The sequence below is a fragment of the Bacteroidia bacterium genome (assembly GCA_033391075.1).
In the GTDB taxonomy this organism is placed as follows: domain Bacteria; phylum Bacteroidota; class Bacteroidia; order J057; family J057; genus JAWPMV01.
On sequence record JAWPMV010000001.1, the window covers coordinates 2,531,739 to 2,547,328 of the forward strand.

12 protein-coding genes are annotated in these 15,590 nt (G+C 41.9%); 1 reads left to right on the forward strand and 11 read right to left on the reverse strand.

What is annotated here, in order from left to right; genetic code table 11:
- Nucleotide 1: 1 nt before the first annotated feature.
- The 3 genes from R8P61_10270 to R8P61_10280 form a co-directional block, all read right to left on the reverse strand.
- The gene (locus tag R8P61_10270) at nt 2-958 is read right to left on the reverse strand and encodes a MoxR family ATPase (GenBank protein ID MDW3647440.1); all 957 of its coding nucleotides are present in this window, start codon (nt 956-958) and stop codon (nt 2-4) included.
- A 1-nt stretch (nt 959) separates the two neighbouring features.
- Nucleotides 960-1,868, reverse strand: a complete 909-nt coding sequence (locus R8P61_10275; GenBank protein MDW3647441.1) for a DUF350 domain-containing protein — start codon at nt 1,866-1,868, stop codon at nt 960-962.
- A gap of 70 nt (nt 1,869-1,938) precedes the next feature.
- Nucleotides 1,939-3,033 (reverse strand): hypothetical protein, encoded by a 1,095-nt coding sequence (locus tag R8P61_10280; GenBank protein MDW3647442.1) that lies wholly within the window; start codon nt 3,031-3,033, stop codon nt 1,939-1,941.
- A gap of 93 nt (nt 3,034-3,126) precedes the next feature.
- On the opposite strand from R8P61_10280, the gene R8P61_10285 reads away from it, so the two are divergent.
- Nucleotides 3,127-4,449, forward strand: coding sequence for a glycosyltransferase family 39 protein (locus tag R8P61_10285; protein MDW3647443.1), 1,323 nt, complete (start codon nt 3,127-3,129; stop codon nt 4,447-4,449).
- On the opposite strand, the gene R8P61_10290 is transcribed toward R8P61_10285, so the two are convergent.
- The 8 genes from R8P61_10290 to R8P61_10325 all read right to left on the reverse strand — a co-directional run bounded on the left by R8P61_10290 (nt 4,425) and on the right by R8P61_10325 (nt 15,476).
- Nucleotides 4,425-5,657 carry a geranylgeranyl reductase family protein gene (locus R8P61_10290; GenBank protein ID MDW3647444.1) on the reverse strand — a complete coding sequence of 411 codons (1,233 nt, stop codon included), beginning with the start codon at nt 5,655-5,657 and terminating at the stop codon, nt 4,425-4,427. The genes R8P61_10285 and R8P61_10290 overlap by 25 nt on opposite strands.
- Entirely contained in the window at nt 5,654-7,288 is a 1,635-nt protein-coding gene (locus tag R8P61_10295; protein MDW3647445.1) for a beta-propeller fold lactonase family protein, read from the reverse strand. The genes R8P61_10290 and R8P61_10295 overlap by 4 nt, the downstream gene beginning before the upstream one ends.
- A 195-nt stretch (nt 7,289-7,483) precedes the next feature.
- Nucleotides 7,484-8,440 (reverse strand): hypothetical protein, encoded by a 957-nt coding sequence (locus R8P61_10300; GenBank protein ID MDW3647446.1) that lies wholly within the window; start codon nt 8,438-8,440, stop codon nt 7,484-7,486.
- Between the two features lie 258 nt (nt 8,441-8,698).
- A complete protein-coding gene (locus R8P61_10305; protein ID MDW3647447.1) occupies nt 8,699-10,339 on the reverse strand; it encodes a GMC family oxidoreductase N-terminal domain-containing protein in 1,641 nt (546 codons plus the stop codon).
- Complete coding sequence (locus tag R8P61_10310) at nt 10,329-12,170, reverse strand: sodium:solute symporter (GenBank protein MDW3647448.1); 1,842 nt, start codon at nt 12,168-12,170, stop codon at nt 10,329-10,331. The genes R8P61_10305 and R8P61_10310 overlap by 11 nt, the downstream gene beginning before the upstream one ends.
- Complete coding sequence (locus tag R8P61_10315; GenBank protein MDW3647449.1) at nt 12,167-12,313, reverse strand: hypothetical protein; 147 nt, start codon at nt 12,311-12,313, stop codon at nt 12,167-12,169. Before R8P61_10315 ends, R8P61_10310 begins: the two co-directional genes overlap by 4 nt.
- Before the next feature lie 15 nt (nt 12,314-12,328).
- Nucleotides 12,329-14,833 (reverse strand): PIG-L family deacetylase, encoded by a 2,505-nt coding sequence (locus R8P61_10320; GenBank protein ID MDW3647450.1) that lies wholly within the window; start codon nt 14,831-14,833, stop codon nt 12,329-12,331.
- A 58-nt stretch (nt 14,834-14,891) separates the two neighbouring features.
- Nucleotides 14,892-15,476 carry a nucleotidyltransferase family protein gene (locus R8P61_10325; protein MDW3647451.1) on the reverse strand — a complete coding sequence of 195 codons (585 nt, stop codon included), beginning with the start codon at nt 15,474-15,476 and terminating at the stop codon, nt 14,892-14,894.
- Nucleotides 15,477-15,590: the final 114 nt, after the last annotated feature.

Here is a 15,590-nt window from a genome sequence, read left to right on the forward strand (position 1 = left end):
CTTATAGATTTTGGATACGATTTAGGTCTTCCTTGTTCTTAGCTAATACGGAATAACTGAGCTTAAGGATGCTTTTCTGTCGGGGACTCAACCGTCTAAAATTGAGGCCTTCTTTCAGAAATTCGTTTAACTCTAATATACGCAACCAGGCAATAAGTTCGGCGGTTGCCGGTTTTTTCTTTTTCACCAGTTCTCTGATCTTTTCAAAATGCAGGATGAGGTCTTCATCTGCATAGTCCGATCTTTTCCCTAATTGACTTAAGGCTATTTCTGTTAATTGTTTTCTTTTGGGGAAAGGGATATGGTAAAACACACATCTTCGCAAAAAGGGTTCTGGCAGATTCTTTTCAGAATTGCTGGTCATGATGACAATGATCTTCCCTTTATTCCCTTTTCGGATGATGTGATTATTGGATTCCTTGATCTCAAAACTATTGTTCTCAATCTCGTGGAGAATGTCATTGGGGAAATCTCTGGGAGCTTTATCGATCTCGTCAATTAAAACAACAGAACTTTTAGGGGCTTTCTCTGATATAAAAGTACCCTTCTTTATCTCATCTGCATTACTAAGGGCAATGGCTTTTCCCATAGCTCTAAGGTCAATATAATTTGAACTCTCAGGAGCTTCTGTTCCAGCCGCTTTGCTGAGGTTCGCATCATGGAAATGCCGAAGCGCATCGTAATTGTAGAAAAGATCCTGGGCCTTGGAAGCTGTTTTCGTATGGAAGACGAGGGGTTCTGGTAAAAAATTCTCATGATCCCTTGAAAGATCCCAGGCAATCTTATGGGCAAGACGAGTTTTTCCTGTTCCGGGTTCTCCCGTCAATAGCAGAGGTTGTCCCAAAGCTACTGCAACTTCCACGGCTGCAGCTAAATCTACGTGGAGGATGTAGTTCTCAGGATTGTGAGCATACTGCTGGAATGCCTTGTCTCCAAGATCCAGATTGATTTTGGCCATACTATATGATGAAGAAAAGAACCAGGGAGAAGCAAATGGCTACTACCATTTCCAAAAGGCCTGCTCCTATATTTTGATCCTGAGCTATTTCTGTATTCAGGTCAGAGTTGCGCAGGATAAATTTGTCGAATATAAATCTGACAGCAATCAGGTAAACAAAAACCACCAGAACTTCTACCGCAAGCAAGCTAAGGTCTTCTACCCATCCGCTGAAGTTGCCGGAGACTGCTTGCATAACAATGATACCGATAGAGATCAATCCCCCGGCAAATCCCAATCCCGCAGCAAGATTATCTTTCTCTATTTCGTCATGGACTGAATAAGGAGTAAGCTTTGCATAGATCCTCGCAAAGAGAATAAGACACAATTGACCGAGAATAAAGAAAACGAGAGAAATAAAGAGATTACTCCCTTCCCCATGTAGGGCTCCAGCTATAATTAAACCTGAGGCTATATATGAGGCAGCTTCAACTACGCCCGTTCCGGGATTCTGGTCCTTAATGATCTCTTTATCAACTGAAAACTCTGTCAGAATCAGTTTGCGATTGACAAGCCTGGCTCCATGCAGTAAGAGGATACCTGCTATGGCTATTCCCACCGAAAGGGAAAGATCCAGAAAAGTATCCATATCGAAGGCAGATATATTGGGACTGATAGCGGCTCTTTCAGCCAGGGTAAGATTAGGGGCTGGATCAACAATGGCTCCTATAAATACAGCTGTGACCCCCACAAAATAACCTGCGGTACTTACAGATACAGCATTATTGTCATAGTGGGTAAGTTGTTCATCCAAATTATAACTCGAGAATGCTCCTTTCAGCCATTTGGCAAAAAAGAATAAGCCGATGTAGGATAGGATGAATAAAGTATTGACAATTATCGTAGTAGGTTCGGGCAGAAAGTCCGGCATATTGTGTGAATTTTCCTGAAAATAAGGAGAAAAATACTGAAAAAAGAAATCTAAAGCCTTGAGAAAAGGCTTATTGCTGTTTGGCTTCTTTTTGAGGGAGGTTAAATCCTTCTACATATTTAAGTAGGATCACGAGAGCACCCAATGCAATTACGCTTGCAAATACCCAACAAAGGACTGGCTGAAATCCCAAAAAGCCAAAAAGCTCATTGCTGGATACCCATACAGCCAGGCAAATACCATAGCCGTATATGCTTAGTTCCCGATTACTCAGTTGTTTGCTTCGGGTATACATAAAATAGCCCGCGGATAAGAGGGCAAGTGCCATCACAAAATGCAGAAAAACAGGAGCCAGTAAAAAAACAACTGCAGCATTGATAACAAAAAGTGCAAGCCATACATAGGCAAGGCTCATGGCACTTTTCTCTTCTATGTCTTTTTCTTTTTTATGTTGCTTGATAATTTCAAATAGAGGACTGGAATTGGGATTGATGGCTATTTTTTCTGGCTCAGTCTTATTAGGAATTGCTTTTCTGACTACTTTTTCTCCAAATGCCTCCAGACGCTGGGCAGCTAAATTTGAAAATTTTCCTGCAGGAAATTTTTCCAGAAAATCCCGATAGGCGAGTGCTGTATTTAATTTGTCTGCTCGTTCCCAATTTTGCAATTCTATTTCCAGAAATCGGTATTGAACAGCCAGGCGAGATTCCAGCTGGTGCATGCGCTCCCGAATTTGCTTTCCATAAGCACTATGAGGGAAACTTTTCAGGAAATGATTATAGGCAGCTATGCTGTCAAGGTTGGTGGCTTCTTCCAGAGCCAACTCCTCCAGTTGAATTTCTGCTGAATTGCCGGTTTCTTCCTGAGGCTTCTTTAATTGATTTTTCTCAAGTTTGATGATTCGTTTCCCCGCGAGTTTTGCGAATTTACCATTGGGGTAATCATCCAGGAATTTTTCATAGGTGTAAATCCGGTCGCTTCTTTGAGCTATTCGCCAGGCCCTTTCTTCCTCGAGTTCTTCTCTTCTCTGGATCGCGGATTCTCGGTAATTACTATTTGGGAATTGGGATAGGAACCTCAGGTATGCGGTAAGGGTATCTTGCTCACACGCATTTAACCAGGCATCATGTTCGTGCCTTTCTTTAATGTTAGAGGTTTCGTTCATTGGCTATTTCCCAATCCAATCCTATATACTTGCAATATACGAATTCTATTCCTGATTTGGAGAGGCTTTCTGGGATTACTTACTTTATGTTTCATGAGCAATGGTCGTACCAAATATCTCTGGATTGGAATGATTCTTATCCATTTCTGCTTTCTCCTTTACCAGGGATTCGAAGGGGGCTACTTTTTAGTCGATTCTGAGGACTATATACAAGCCAGTAAAAACCTATGGGAAAAGCAAAGTCTATATTCCGCTGAAATGGATGAAGGGAATTTGTATGAAGGGAATTTTAGCCGTAGACCTCCCCTATATCCTGCCTTCTTACTCCCTGCATATATCTTAAATGAAAGCTGGATAATCGGCCTTATTCTGCAAAATCTTATCAGTTTGCTCTCTATCGGGCTTTTTTTAAAGATTTACCAACTCTTGTATCCCGATAAAAATATCCCTTATCTGCTTATTGCATGCCTTTTCTTTTACCCTGCCCAATTTATTTATGCCAACTTGATCATGAGTGAAAGCCTCTTTCAGCTTTTGCTAACGGCTAGTTTATTTTATTTGTTGAAAGGAGAAAAAGAAGATTCAAAAAAATATTTTCTCTTGCATGCATGTTGTTTGGCGGCAGCCCTATTAACAAAGCCTGTACTATATTTATTCATTCCTGTCCATGCTTTGTATTTTTTGTTTCGTGGAGTTAGAAAAAGAAAAAGTTATTTTTTTCTAACAGCCCTTATTCCCCTGATTGTTCTCTTTTCCTATTCATGGAGAAATTATTTACAGACAGATTACCTACACGTTTCAAGTGTTCAGAATATCAATTTGTTGCAATATCCCGTTACTTATATCCTTTCACAGGAGATGGAAGTAGAAAAAGCGGATAGTCTCATCGATCATTTTCATGTTGAAGCTCGAAAAAAGGAGAGTTTTAAAGAAGAACAAAAGTATTGGAGCGAAAAAAACAGGGAAGTCCTCTTTCGCTATCCGGGAACTTTTATAAAACTTCAAGTGCGGGGCATGCTAAATTTCTTTCTGGATCCGGGGAGATTTGATGTGTATCATTTCTTTGGGATAAAAGCTTCGGCTGGAGAAGGATTGATGGCTACTTTTGGAAAAGATGGTTATCGTGGAATTTGGAATTATTTAGCTCGGCAGCCCCTGGGGATTCTCTTTTTACTATTTGGAGTGCTGCTAATCAATGGGATAAAGTTTCTCGGGCTTTTGGCTTTCCCTTTTCAGAAAGAAATTCCCCTTAGGTCCCGGCTTTATATTTGGCTTCCTGTGATTTACCTCGCAGCTGTAACTGGAGTCATGGGAGCTTCAAGATTTTCGCTTCCTGTTTTTTTCTTTTTGCTGCTTATGCTTGTCCCTTTTATTGAAAAGTTGCACTCCCTTTATTTGAAGATCAGATCCCAGTAAAAAGAAGGTTTAGAGAGTTCTTTTCGGATATCGAGATTCTCAAACATCATGGTAAACATGGTTCTGAGAGAAGGATTTCGATTGGCTTTGTTGACGATGAAATTGAATAACCAGGGGAAGCGCACCAGTTTTTGCATTTTGTAGCTTAGGTCCAGTTCTTTACCCAGGCGTCTATATACTTCCGCATCATACTTCTGGAAAAAGGAAGAAGATTGATCCTGATCGCTGATCGATTTCTGAGCCCATTCTGCTGCAAATATTCCACTCATCATGGCATTGCTGATACCTTCTCCCGTGAAAGGGTCAATTAAAGAGGCCGCATCTCCCACCAACATATAATTATCTCCTGATATCTTTCTCTTTTTTGAGCCCAGAGGTAATCCAAATCCTTTGATGGAATCCACCATTTCAGCATCCTCAAAGCGCTCTTTGAGATGAGGGTGATTTTCTATTAGTTCATGGAGTTTGCTTTTGAGATTGATCTTGTGTTTGCTCACATGTTCACTGAGCATACCCAGACCCACATTAGCCATATCTTTGTCCAGGGGAAAAATCCATAAGTAGCCGGGAAGTAAATCCTTGAGGTAATGGAGTTCAATGAAGTTTTCTTCATTAAAACCTTTGACTCCCTTATAATAAGCCCGGATTCCTGCGCTATGATGCTTTTTATCCATCTTCTCGTCCGCGAGGAGCTTGCTCAATCTGGACTGAGCACCATCAGCTGCAATTACGATCTTGGCCTGGATATCCTCTTTTCCATTTGATAAGCAAATCTTTCCTGATTCACGTCGAGCTTCCTGGACTTTGAAGTTCTGTTTAATTTGGATATTCTTTTTCTCCTGAATCAATTTGAAGAGAAAACTATCAAACGCTATTCTTTTACTGATGAAACCAGGGGACCTGCTTTCTGCAGTTCGCTTGCTATAGAAAGGTATATCCAGGGCTCTTTTATTCGGGGCAAAGAAGCGAATGCCCCAGGTATCCAGTTTCTCCGAAAATTGATAAAGGGATTCTTTGTAGGAAGGATCAATCATTCTCAATGCGTCCAGCACCTTGCCGCTTAAGGCATCGCCACAAATTTTATCTCGGGGGAAAACATCCTTTTCAAGCAGGATTACGGACAAATCTGTCTCAGCCAATTTAAGGGCTGCTGCTACACCGCCCGGACCGGCTCCTGCAATTGCAACATCAAATTCTTTGGTCATCATTGTTTGAGCACCCAGGCTTGTATACCGGTTTTCTTGCGAAAATCTTTGGCTGCATCACTTGCAAGCTCTTTCGCAGAATAATTGCCAGCACTCACTCTGAAACCTCCTTGTTCATTAGGAAGTACCTTGGTATCATAGCCATCTTTTGAAAGCTCGCGGGCTTTCTTTTGCGCAGATCGATCATTTTGATAACTGCCAACGATAACATGATAGGATTGGGTTTCCAGGGCTCGATTGAGGGCCATTTCCGGAAGCCGGGCATTGCTTGGGTTTTTTTGTTTGCTTTCTTTGCTTGCCAATTGCCTTTGAGGCGCCTGGTTAATTTTATTCGTGTCCGCTTTCTTAAGGGGAGTATCAGGGCTTTCTTCTATGCTTTTTTCCCTGTATACATAAAAAGTGGGATCAACAGCTGTTCTTTTTCTGGGTACATAATAAAAGGAACTGGGTCGTTTTCTTTTCTCCTGTACAGCTGGAGGATTTGAAGCCAGATCCGGAGATTCTAAGGGAATGTCTGCCCATTCATCTTCCAACAAATCTGCATCTTCAAATACCATGATGCTACCGGTATAGCAGGCGACCCAGATGAGTTTGCTTACCGGGTCGAAGGTAATACCAATAGGTTTTTCATGGGTTTTGATATCTTCCAGAACTACCATGCTGTCTGTGGCAACTTTACTCAATTTATCGTCTTCATAATTGACGACATAGAGGTAGTTGGAATTTCCGGAAAGGGTAATGCTCCGGGCTTCTTTACCTGTATTTATTTTTTTTACCAATTCTCTTTTAACCAGATCAATTTTTGCTACTTCTCCCTCTCTACTCAAGCTTACATATAAAAAGCGGTCTGAGGGGTCAAGTATAAGATGTCTGGGCGTCTTTCCATAAGCATCCATCCAGTTCATGGAATAGTCCAGCAGGTTCAGTACTGCAATCTCATCTTCTCCCATAATACTGATATAGGCGAAACTGGATTTTGAATCAATGGCTATACCTCTGGGGTATTTCCCCAGTTTGATCCTGCGTAACTCTTCTTCGGTTTCCAGGTCAATAACACTTAAATCCCCACTGCACCAATTAGAAACCAAGAGGATTTTTCCATTGGGACTAACTGACAGAAACTTTGGTACAGAACCCACCTCTATCATGGATTCTATTTCTAGGGACTGGGTATTTATTTTGTAAATAAAGCTGGGGTCGTAGGTCTCACTGATGACGCAATTATCCTGTCCGGGATTGTTATATCCGGGTCCATACATTTTGTAATTGCTGACATAGGCATAAACTCCTTCTTTATCGAATGCAACTTCTACGGGAGAACCTTTGAGACTGGAGGGTAAGTCTTCCTGCCCCAATTTTTTGGGATTGACCTGATCTCTGATGGTTTTCAGAAGAGTATAGTTTCGGTCATAAACTGTAATGCTATGACGATACATCATGTTTTGGGCGAAAAATCTCCCATTGCCTGAATACACAATAGATTTTGGCCGGATGTTTCCTCTAATGATTTTCTTAAGCTGGAGACTTTGGCTCAATTCGGTTTCTTGCTGATCACTCCAATCCTGAGGAACTGGTACAAAGCCCCCGATAAAAAATATCAATAGTGCAGCTAAAAGAATCCGATATAAGTACATGCAGCGTTTCGTGGAACAAGATTATGGTATGCAAGTTACGAAATAAACAAGGAAAAGGCGTGAATAATTTCACGCCTTATTCCTACAATAGGTACTATTTCATGGGCTTTGTTTGGGTTTCATCAATTTGCTTTTAAACACTAAGCAATTCGCAGGGATTAAACATCCTGCACCTATTCAACCATTCAAAAAAATCTAATTTATTAATTGATCAAGATCGAGGATCGATGGATTTGATTTATCGATCTTGTAAATGACATGGGCATAAATTTCAGCCTCCTCACGTGAAGTGTAATTTCCCAGTACCAATTTATAAACAGGAATCTGGTTCACTTCCTCGGCAAAGACCCACATATTTCCTTTCCACACCCGTTGGAAGCGACTGACCATTTGACGGAGCTGCTTATAGCTGGTGTAGCTTCCAATCAGTAAGCCCAGAGACTGATCTGCTTCTCTTGCTTGCTGTTTATTCATGAGACTATACTCATGCATACCCGGCACATCAAGGTGTAAGAGGGATTGTCCTCGGCTTACTTGCCTTAAAGGAGCCGCTTTGACAGCTTCTTTTACTTCTTGCCCACGTGAGACTGAGTTGTTTGTTGACTTTGTTTGGGTTTGGGACCGACTTACTGAAACAGCAGGCATATTTGGGATCACCTCGCTTTGATTCGAAGCAGCAGGAGCGGCCGCAATAAGAGAGGGGATTTCTACCGTTTCTACCTGTCTTTCGGCAATAAACTTTTCATGCTTCTCCAATATACTTCTGAGGGAAGCTGAAGCTGCAAAACCCTGTACTTTTCCTATCAAATTACCTTCAGGGGTAAAAACCAGGGTAGTGGGAAGTTTGAATACCTGGTGTTTTTGCACCAATTGAGCATCTTTCTTCCCGGAAAATACATTTACTCGACCTACTTGATAGTGTTGGGCCAGATACTTGCGTACCTGTTTATTCGCCCAAGTCTTTCTGAGCATCTTCCGATGTTCCTTGGAGTTGTGTTTAAAAAGGTAAATAAGGAAGGGTTGTTGCTTGCTTGAAGCAATTGCCTGGATCTCCTGGAATGATCCATCTTTAAAAGGCAGGGATTGTCCGCTTGAAAGAACGGTCAGGACAATCGTAAAGAGAGCAAAGAGCGATAAGGTTTTACGAACCATAGAGCTAGGGGTAAAGGTGATAATTGTTTGGTTAACAAAAGCGTAAATGAAACAAAAGCAATTTGTCTTCGACTGAATACTATTCTTCGCACTCAGTCTAACAGGTTAATTCAAGAATGCGCGTTTAAAAACTAAAAAATTAATGACCCCAATCGTGTTTACATGATTATAACTTTATCTATATCGAATTTATTTAAAATCCGACATAATTCCTCCAAATAAAACTTAAAACTTCCTGGCTTTTCCTGTCAATTCCTGCTAATTCCTTACATCAGACCCTTCACGCATACTATTTAGGGCGATTTTTTGCTCAGAATCGTCGTTTTTGACCATTTGCGCAGCTTTTTCGGCAATCATGATAACAGCAGCATTCGTGTTACCTGATATGATTTGTGGCATGATAGAAGCATCTGCAATTCTTATTCCCTCTAAGCCCCTGATTCTCAGCTTGGCGTCAACTACCGACTCTGCTTTATTCCCCATTTTACAAGTACCCACAGGATGGTAGCAACTTTGAACATGCTCGAGTATATGTTTCTTTAAATCTTCGTCGCTTTTATAGGTTTCCGGAAAGGCTAATCGCTTGCGGTTTTGCGAAAATGCCTGGCTAAAGAACAAATCCCGCGCTATCCGTGCTCCTTCTAACATGGTGTCGAAGTCTTTTTTCTCTTCAAAATAGCGTGGGTCTATCTTTGGGGCTGCAAATGGATCATTTGAGTATAGACGAATTTCCCCTTTGCTTTCAGGACGAAGCAGGGTAGGGAAGATGCTACAGCCATCCAGATTTTTCGGAATAGAATCATAATCGTGCATGTCAGTACCAAATGCAGGGCTAAAATGTAGCTGCAAGTCTGGTCGGTCAAGTTCTGGCTGAGTTTTTAAAAAGGCATTGGCTTCTAATGGACCGGAAGCAAGGGGACCTTTTTTGAATAGCAAATATTTCAGGTAGTTTTTTAGGGATTCCTGGGTATTAAGAGAGGACCCTTTGGGTCGAGCAATTATTCCCATTCCTAAAATGAGGTGATCCTGCAAATTTTGTCCTATTCCGGGCAGTTTGTGATGTAGGGGGATACCATGCTTTTTCAGTTCCTCTTCGGGTCCGATTCCGGAAAGCATCAGGAGTTGAGGGGAGGCGAAAGCACCTGCAGAGAGAATTACCTCTTCATTGGCATATGCCCGTTTTTGCTTCTTTTTTTTGTGCAAAAATTCGATGCCTTTGACTTTCTTTCCTTCCAGTATCAGAGCACTGGCATGAGCATGGGTTATAACCGTTAGGTTGGGTCGAGATAAAACGGGTTTGAGATAAGCACTGGCTGTACTCCATCTACGCCCGTTTTTGATAGTGAACTGAAGAAAACCATAACCTTCCTGTTTTTCTCCATTAAAGTCATCATTTGCCTTTAATCCATATTCTTTGCAGGCATCCAGAAAAACGCCACCTAAGGGAGATTGATAGGCGGGATTACTGCCAACATAAAGGGGACCTTCTTTGCCATGATAGTTATCTAAATGTTCGGCATTGGATTCTGCTTTTCGAAAAAAAGGAAGTACTTCTTCATACGCCCATCCTTGATTTCCCATGGCAGCCCAATCATCATAATCGAGGGCATTCCCCCGGATGTAAGCCATCGCATTCGTAGAACTTGATCCTCCAAGTACTTTTCCCCGAGGCTGAAACATGCGACGATTGTTTACATGCTGTTGAGGGACTGTTTCAAAGGCCCAGTCTACTTTAGAGCGATGCAATTTTATGTATGCACTGGGTACATGGATCTCAAACTTTTGATCCTTTCCTCCTGCCTCCAGTAATAATACCTTTGCCTGAGGATCTTCAGATAGTCGATTAGCAAGTACACAACCCGCGGAGCCAGCCCCAACGATTATATAATCAAATGTCATCTAATTCTTTAACTTCTGCTCTGGGTAGAAATGTTTGGAAAATATATGCGAAGATCATTACCGTGAAACATCCCAAAGGAGTATACCAAAGGAAAGCCAGGGCTTTAGGCTGGAAGAAATACATATAAAGTATGATACACTCAGCCAGAATCGCCGCATAAAAAACAGCTGTTCCCTGTATCCTTTTCATAAAAAAGGCAACCATGAAAATCCCCAGGATGGTACCATATACCAAAGAGCCCAGGATATTTACTGCCTGTATGAGGTTTTCAAGTTGATCGGCAAATAGAGAGAAACCTATAGCATATACGCCCCACATAATGGTAAGCCCTTTGGAGGCATTGAGATAATGATTGTCATCCTTGTCTTTCACCAACATGCGTTTATATATATCGACCACGGAAGTTGTGCCCAATGCATTCAGTTCTGAGGAAGTGGAAGACATAGAAGCAGCCAGAATCATGGCGATAAGGAGACCGACTACCCCTACAGGTAGATGATCCAGGATAAAGGTGAGGAAAATTCTATCTGAATCTCGCTTCAAATTATCTTTGAGTTCCTGGATATTTGACTCCGCTTCTTTTAGTTGAAGGCTGTCGACACTATTTGCCAATTGAGACTCAAGAATATATGCTTCTGCTTCTTCGTATTTTGTAATAGATTCACCTGCATTCAGCATTTCTGCTTTTGCAATCAGAATCTTTGCTTTCTCCCGCACTTCACTCAGGTTCTCATCCAGGGATTGAGCCTCTGCTTGCTTTTGCTCAACTGCAGCCTGATCATTATTATCAAGCGCCTCATCCCAGGCTTGTAGGGCATCCCTTTGTCTGGCATGAATAGCCGCATAGGTATTTTCAAGCTGCTTATAAGTATCTGCATACTGGCTATTCTGGACAATTGTCGTAGAAGTCTTATTGAAGTTTATAGGAGGACGTTCAAATTGATAGAAAACAAAGAGCAATACTCCCACTAAGAGGATAAGAAATTGCATAGGTACTTTCACCAAACCATTGAGGAGCAATCCCATCCTGCTTTCGGTAATGGATTTACCTCCCAGATAGCGTTGAACCTGAGATTGGTCTGTGCCGAAATAGGAAAGCATGAGGAAAGTTCCTGCCAGAATCCCTGACCAGACATTATATCGGTTTTCTAAATCAAAATTGAAATCAATGACCTCCATTTTGCCCATTTTCCCCGCAATGCCCAAAGCATTGGAGAAGGAAATATTTTCTGGCAGTTTGAGGACCAGCATCACACCGGCGATCACCATCCCAGCCAGAATCACACCCATTTGGAGTTTCTGGGTTTGGCTAACGGCCTGCGTCCCTCCTAATACAGTATAAGTAGTTACAACTACTCCTATCAATACACAGGCCCAGGTCGTATCCCAGGGAAGGACAGTGGAAAGGATAAGGGCTGGAGCATATATAGTAAATCCAGCTGCAAGACCCCTTTGAATCAGGAATAAGATAGCTGCAACCCCTCTTGTTTTAAGATCAAAGCGTTTCTCCAGAAATTCATAGGCCGTAAATACCTTTAATCTATGATAGAGAGGAATGGCAACAATAGATAATACTACTGCAGCAATCGGCAGCCCAAAGTAGAACTGCACAAAACCCATCCCATCATCATATCCCTGACCGGGCGTTGAAAGGAAGGTGATCGCACTTGCCTGGGTAGCCATGATGGATAGACCAATGGTCCACCATTTCATGCTTTTATTGGCGAGTACATAATCACTGAGATTGCTGGCTCCCCAGCTTTTCCAAATGCCATATGCTACGATAAAGAAGGTCGTTGCCCCCAATACCATCCAGTCGATCCAACTCATGCGTAGTGATTACTAAACAGGTAAAACAAAACGATCAGAACTACCAGTTCGGCGATCACAAAAATGTATAGACTTTTCCAGGTCTTGAAAAAAGGAAGAACTTTCCTCAATTCTTCATCCTGGTTTTCTTCGGGCTTAGACATGTTTTTCTTTTTAGATTATCGGCTCTTTTTACCGAGGGAGATCAGGTTGGCAATAAGCCTGTATGCACCGGGTACACCTGCGGGCAATTCTCTGAACCAGGAAATACCGGAATAGATCATATAACCCTCTCCGTATTTAGCAACCAGGAGAGAGCCTTGCTTAGGCGTTTCTCCTTTATCATTCATTTCCAATAAAGCTGCGTATTCTTCTCCCCATTCATTTGGGAAGTAAAGACCTCTTTCTTGTATCCATCCATCAAAATCCTTTTCAGTGATCTTATTGGGGAAATTGAGGGCCGGATGCTCAGGTAGCAACACTTTCACTGGTGCATCTTCCTGACTCACGCGATCCCGGGAAACTTTTAGTTCGTATGGTCCGGGAGTGAGGGCTGGGCCTCTTCGGGAGGTCGTATTATACTGGACAAGATAAGTACCTCCTTCTTTCACATATTCAAGGATTCTTTCTTCCAGAAAGGGCATTCGCTTGTTGGTATTGTAAACCCGAATTCCCGCAATCACAGCATCATACTGCCTTAGATTATCAAGGGTTACTTTATCATCTTCGAGGATATCTACCTGATATCCAATCTGCTCCAGGCTGACGGGTACCTCATCTCCTGATCCCATTACGTAAGCGATCTTGTTTCCTCTTTTCTCAATATTTACCTGTACCAGTTTCGCCTCAGCTCTTGGGAAGAGCATTTGAGTGGGAATATGATTGTATTCAATACTTTGTAATCCATAGGAGCTTTTTTCTCCATCTATTTCAGCTATCACAGAAAGTGTGCTTACACTTTGCTGAGCCGGAGGACTTACCAGTACCTCTACTATTTTTTCATCCCCATCTTTTTCAAATTCCAACTTCACAACTGGAGGACTAAAACTCCAACCATCTGCCGCCTGAAAACTAATTTCCGCTTGCTGCTTTCCTCCTTGAGATTTGACCAGCATTTTCACCTTCTGCTGCTTTTGGTTAGCAAAGAGATAGACTTTCTCGGCCAAATTGATGGTTACTTTAGGGGTAATCACAAAGGGGCGAAAAAGCTCGCCTATGCCTGGATCAGCATATCTATGGATAGCAGGAATTTCAAAGGGAATCTGCACTCCATCAAAATCAAAGGTAAAAACGGCTGTGAGTGCGGGTGGATTTTCTGGCAATCCGATCAGTTCCTGATTTTTAACCTGAAAAACTCCCTGACTTTCTTTTTCTACCAACCAATAAGGCTGACTTACAGGTAGGCCTTTAAGGTCAAGGGTCTCGTTTATCGTTTCCATTTTTGCATTCGCCTGAAGCTCTTTACCGGCTTCAAACTTAAGCTCTCTGGATGGAAATTCAGTTGAAAGCCATTTGATGGGGAAATTTCCTCTCCTTAAAGCTGAAATTGCAAAATCAGCTTCAGAATCTTTAGCTGCAAAAGGTTTTTTCGAACCTGCTTCAAACCATAGTCCTGAGCAATAAATAATGAGGCTTTTCAATTCCTTCATTTTTACTTCGACCCAGGGATCCTTGAGCTTTTGCATTTCGGTATATGCCTCCAATAAATGAGGCAAAATGGCAGAAGGATCTTCTGCCTGGAATTCTTTATAAGCTTTGGCAAGTAACTGAGCTAGTTTTCCCGAACCCTTTACACGTTCCCAGGAAACATCTACACCCTCCATTGCTTCCTTCTCCGCTTTTTCTCCATGCTCAAGGTCCAGAAATTGCAAAAGGCTTCCTCTCCATTTCAGGGTTCCAAAGGCCTGACATTTATGCATACTGCGGGCTTCTGCTGCAATTTCCCCATAGCTTTTCCCCAACAAAGGATCATAAGCTCCAACGTCAAGTCCGAGGTATTTGGCTTTTTCTTCTTCACTGGGCTCTCCCCTCCATGAATAGGTGTTCCAAAACAATCGCTTAGGTTGCCAGGGTTCAACAAACTTCAGTTGCTCAGGATAGGCTTTAGGATCATTGGATAATTCAAATGCTTCTTCAGCTAATAAATGAGAACTGGTATGATGACCATGACCGCCTCCTCCTTTGTCCATGCCGGGGAAACGGGTTACGATGATATCTGGTCTGAATTTACGGATTGCCCAAACCACATCAGCGAGTACTTTTTCTTTATCCCAAAACTTCAGGGTTTCATCTGGCGTTTTGGAATAGCCAAAATCATAGGCTCGGCTAAACATCTGCTCTCCGCCATCAGTACGTCTGGCCTGGAGCAATTCCTGAGTTCTTAAAATGCCCAGCGCAAATCCTTTTTCATTTCCAAGTAGATTTTGACCTCCATCTCCTCTGGTTAAAGATAGATAGGCAGTTCGGTAGCCTTTCCCTTTGGCATAATAAGCTATGAGGCGGGTATTTTCGTCATCCGGATGTGCAGCGATATATAATACACTGCCCAGAATTTGAAGCTTCTTTAATGCATGTTGGATTTCAGAAGCGCTCTTTGGAGGTAAAGGATCCTGTGCCTTTAGCCCTTGATTTGGAGATAGGATAAAAAGCAGGCAAAGGCAAAGCGCAACTACCGTATATTTCATGTTTTGATGTTTAGGATCAGATGATTGATGTTCGACCTTCGAATATAAACAAGAAAAATTAATTCGCATCCACGATTCGTCGATAATCTTCATCCGTATCGACGTCCCATCCAGCTTCTTCACAAGGGATGAGGATACTTTCTTTTTGGTATTTCTTTAAGATATATTTTGCGCCTGCTTTTCCTTCCAGTTGCAAAATCTCCTGAAAATAAATTTGGGGTATCACTGCAGGGACGCCTACGGACTTTTGATATAGGCTTGTGATTAACTTTTGATTCTCCTTGAATGAATCAAGGAGTTGCTGGTAATGAGACAGGGGAATCAGGGGTTGATCACTCAGGCAGATCAGGACTCCATCAACCTCTTTTTCCAGAGAATTTATTCCTGCAATCAAACTGCTTGACATTCCTTCTTTCCATTTGGGGTTCTCTACGATTCGGGTGTTGATTTGCGTATCCTTGATATGCTGGGATATTTTTTCGAATCTTGCCCCCAATACGGTTATGGGCTTGGAAATTCCCGCTTTTTCAAGTTTATCTATAAGTTGCTGAATAAAAGACTTATTCTTGTATTTTAGCAATTGCTTGGCTCTTCCCAATCTGCTAGAACTGCCTGCTGCCAATATGATCGCCGATATTTTCATGAATATTTAGGGTCTTTGTTTGGGATTATTGTCAAATAAATGCCTAATTTTTGGATTCCAAAAATAGATCTAAACTACATAAACCAGCGTACTAACGCTTTATTATCCTAATCT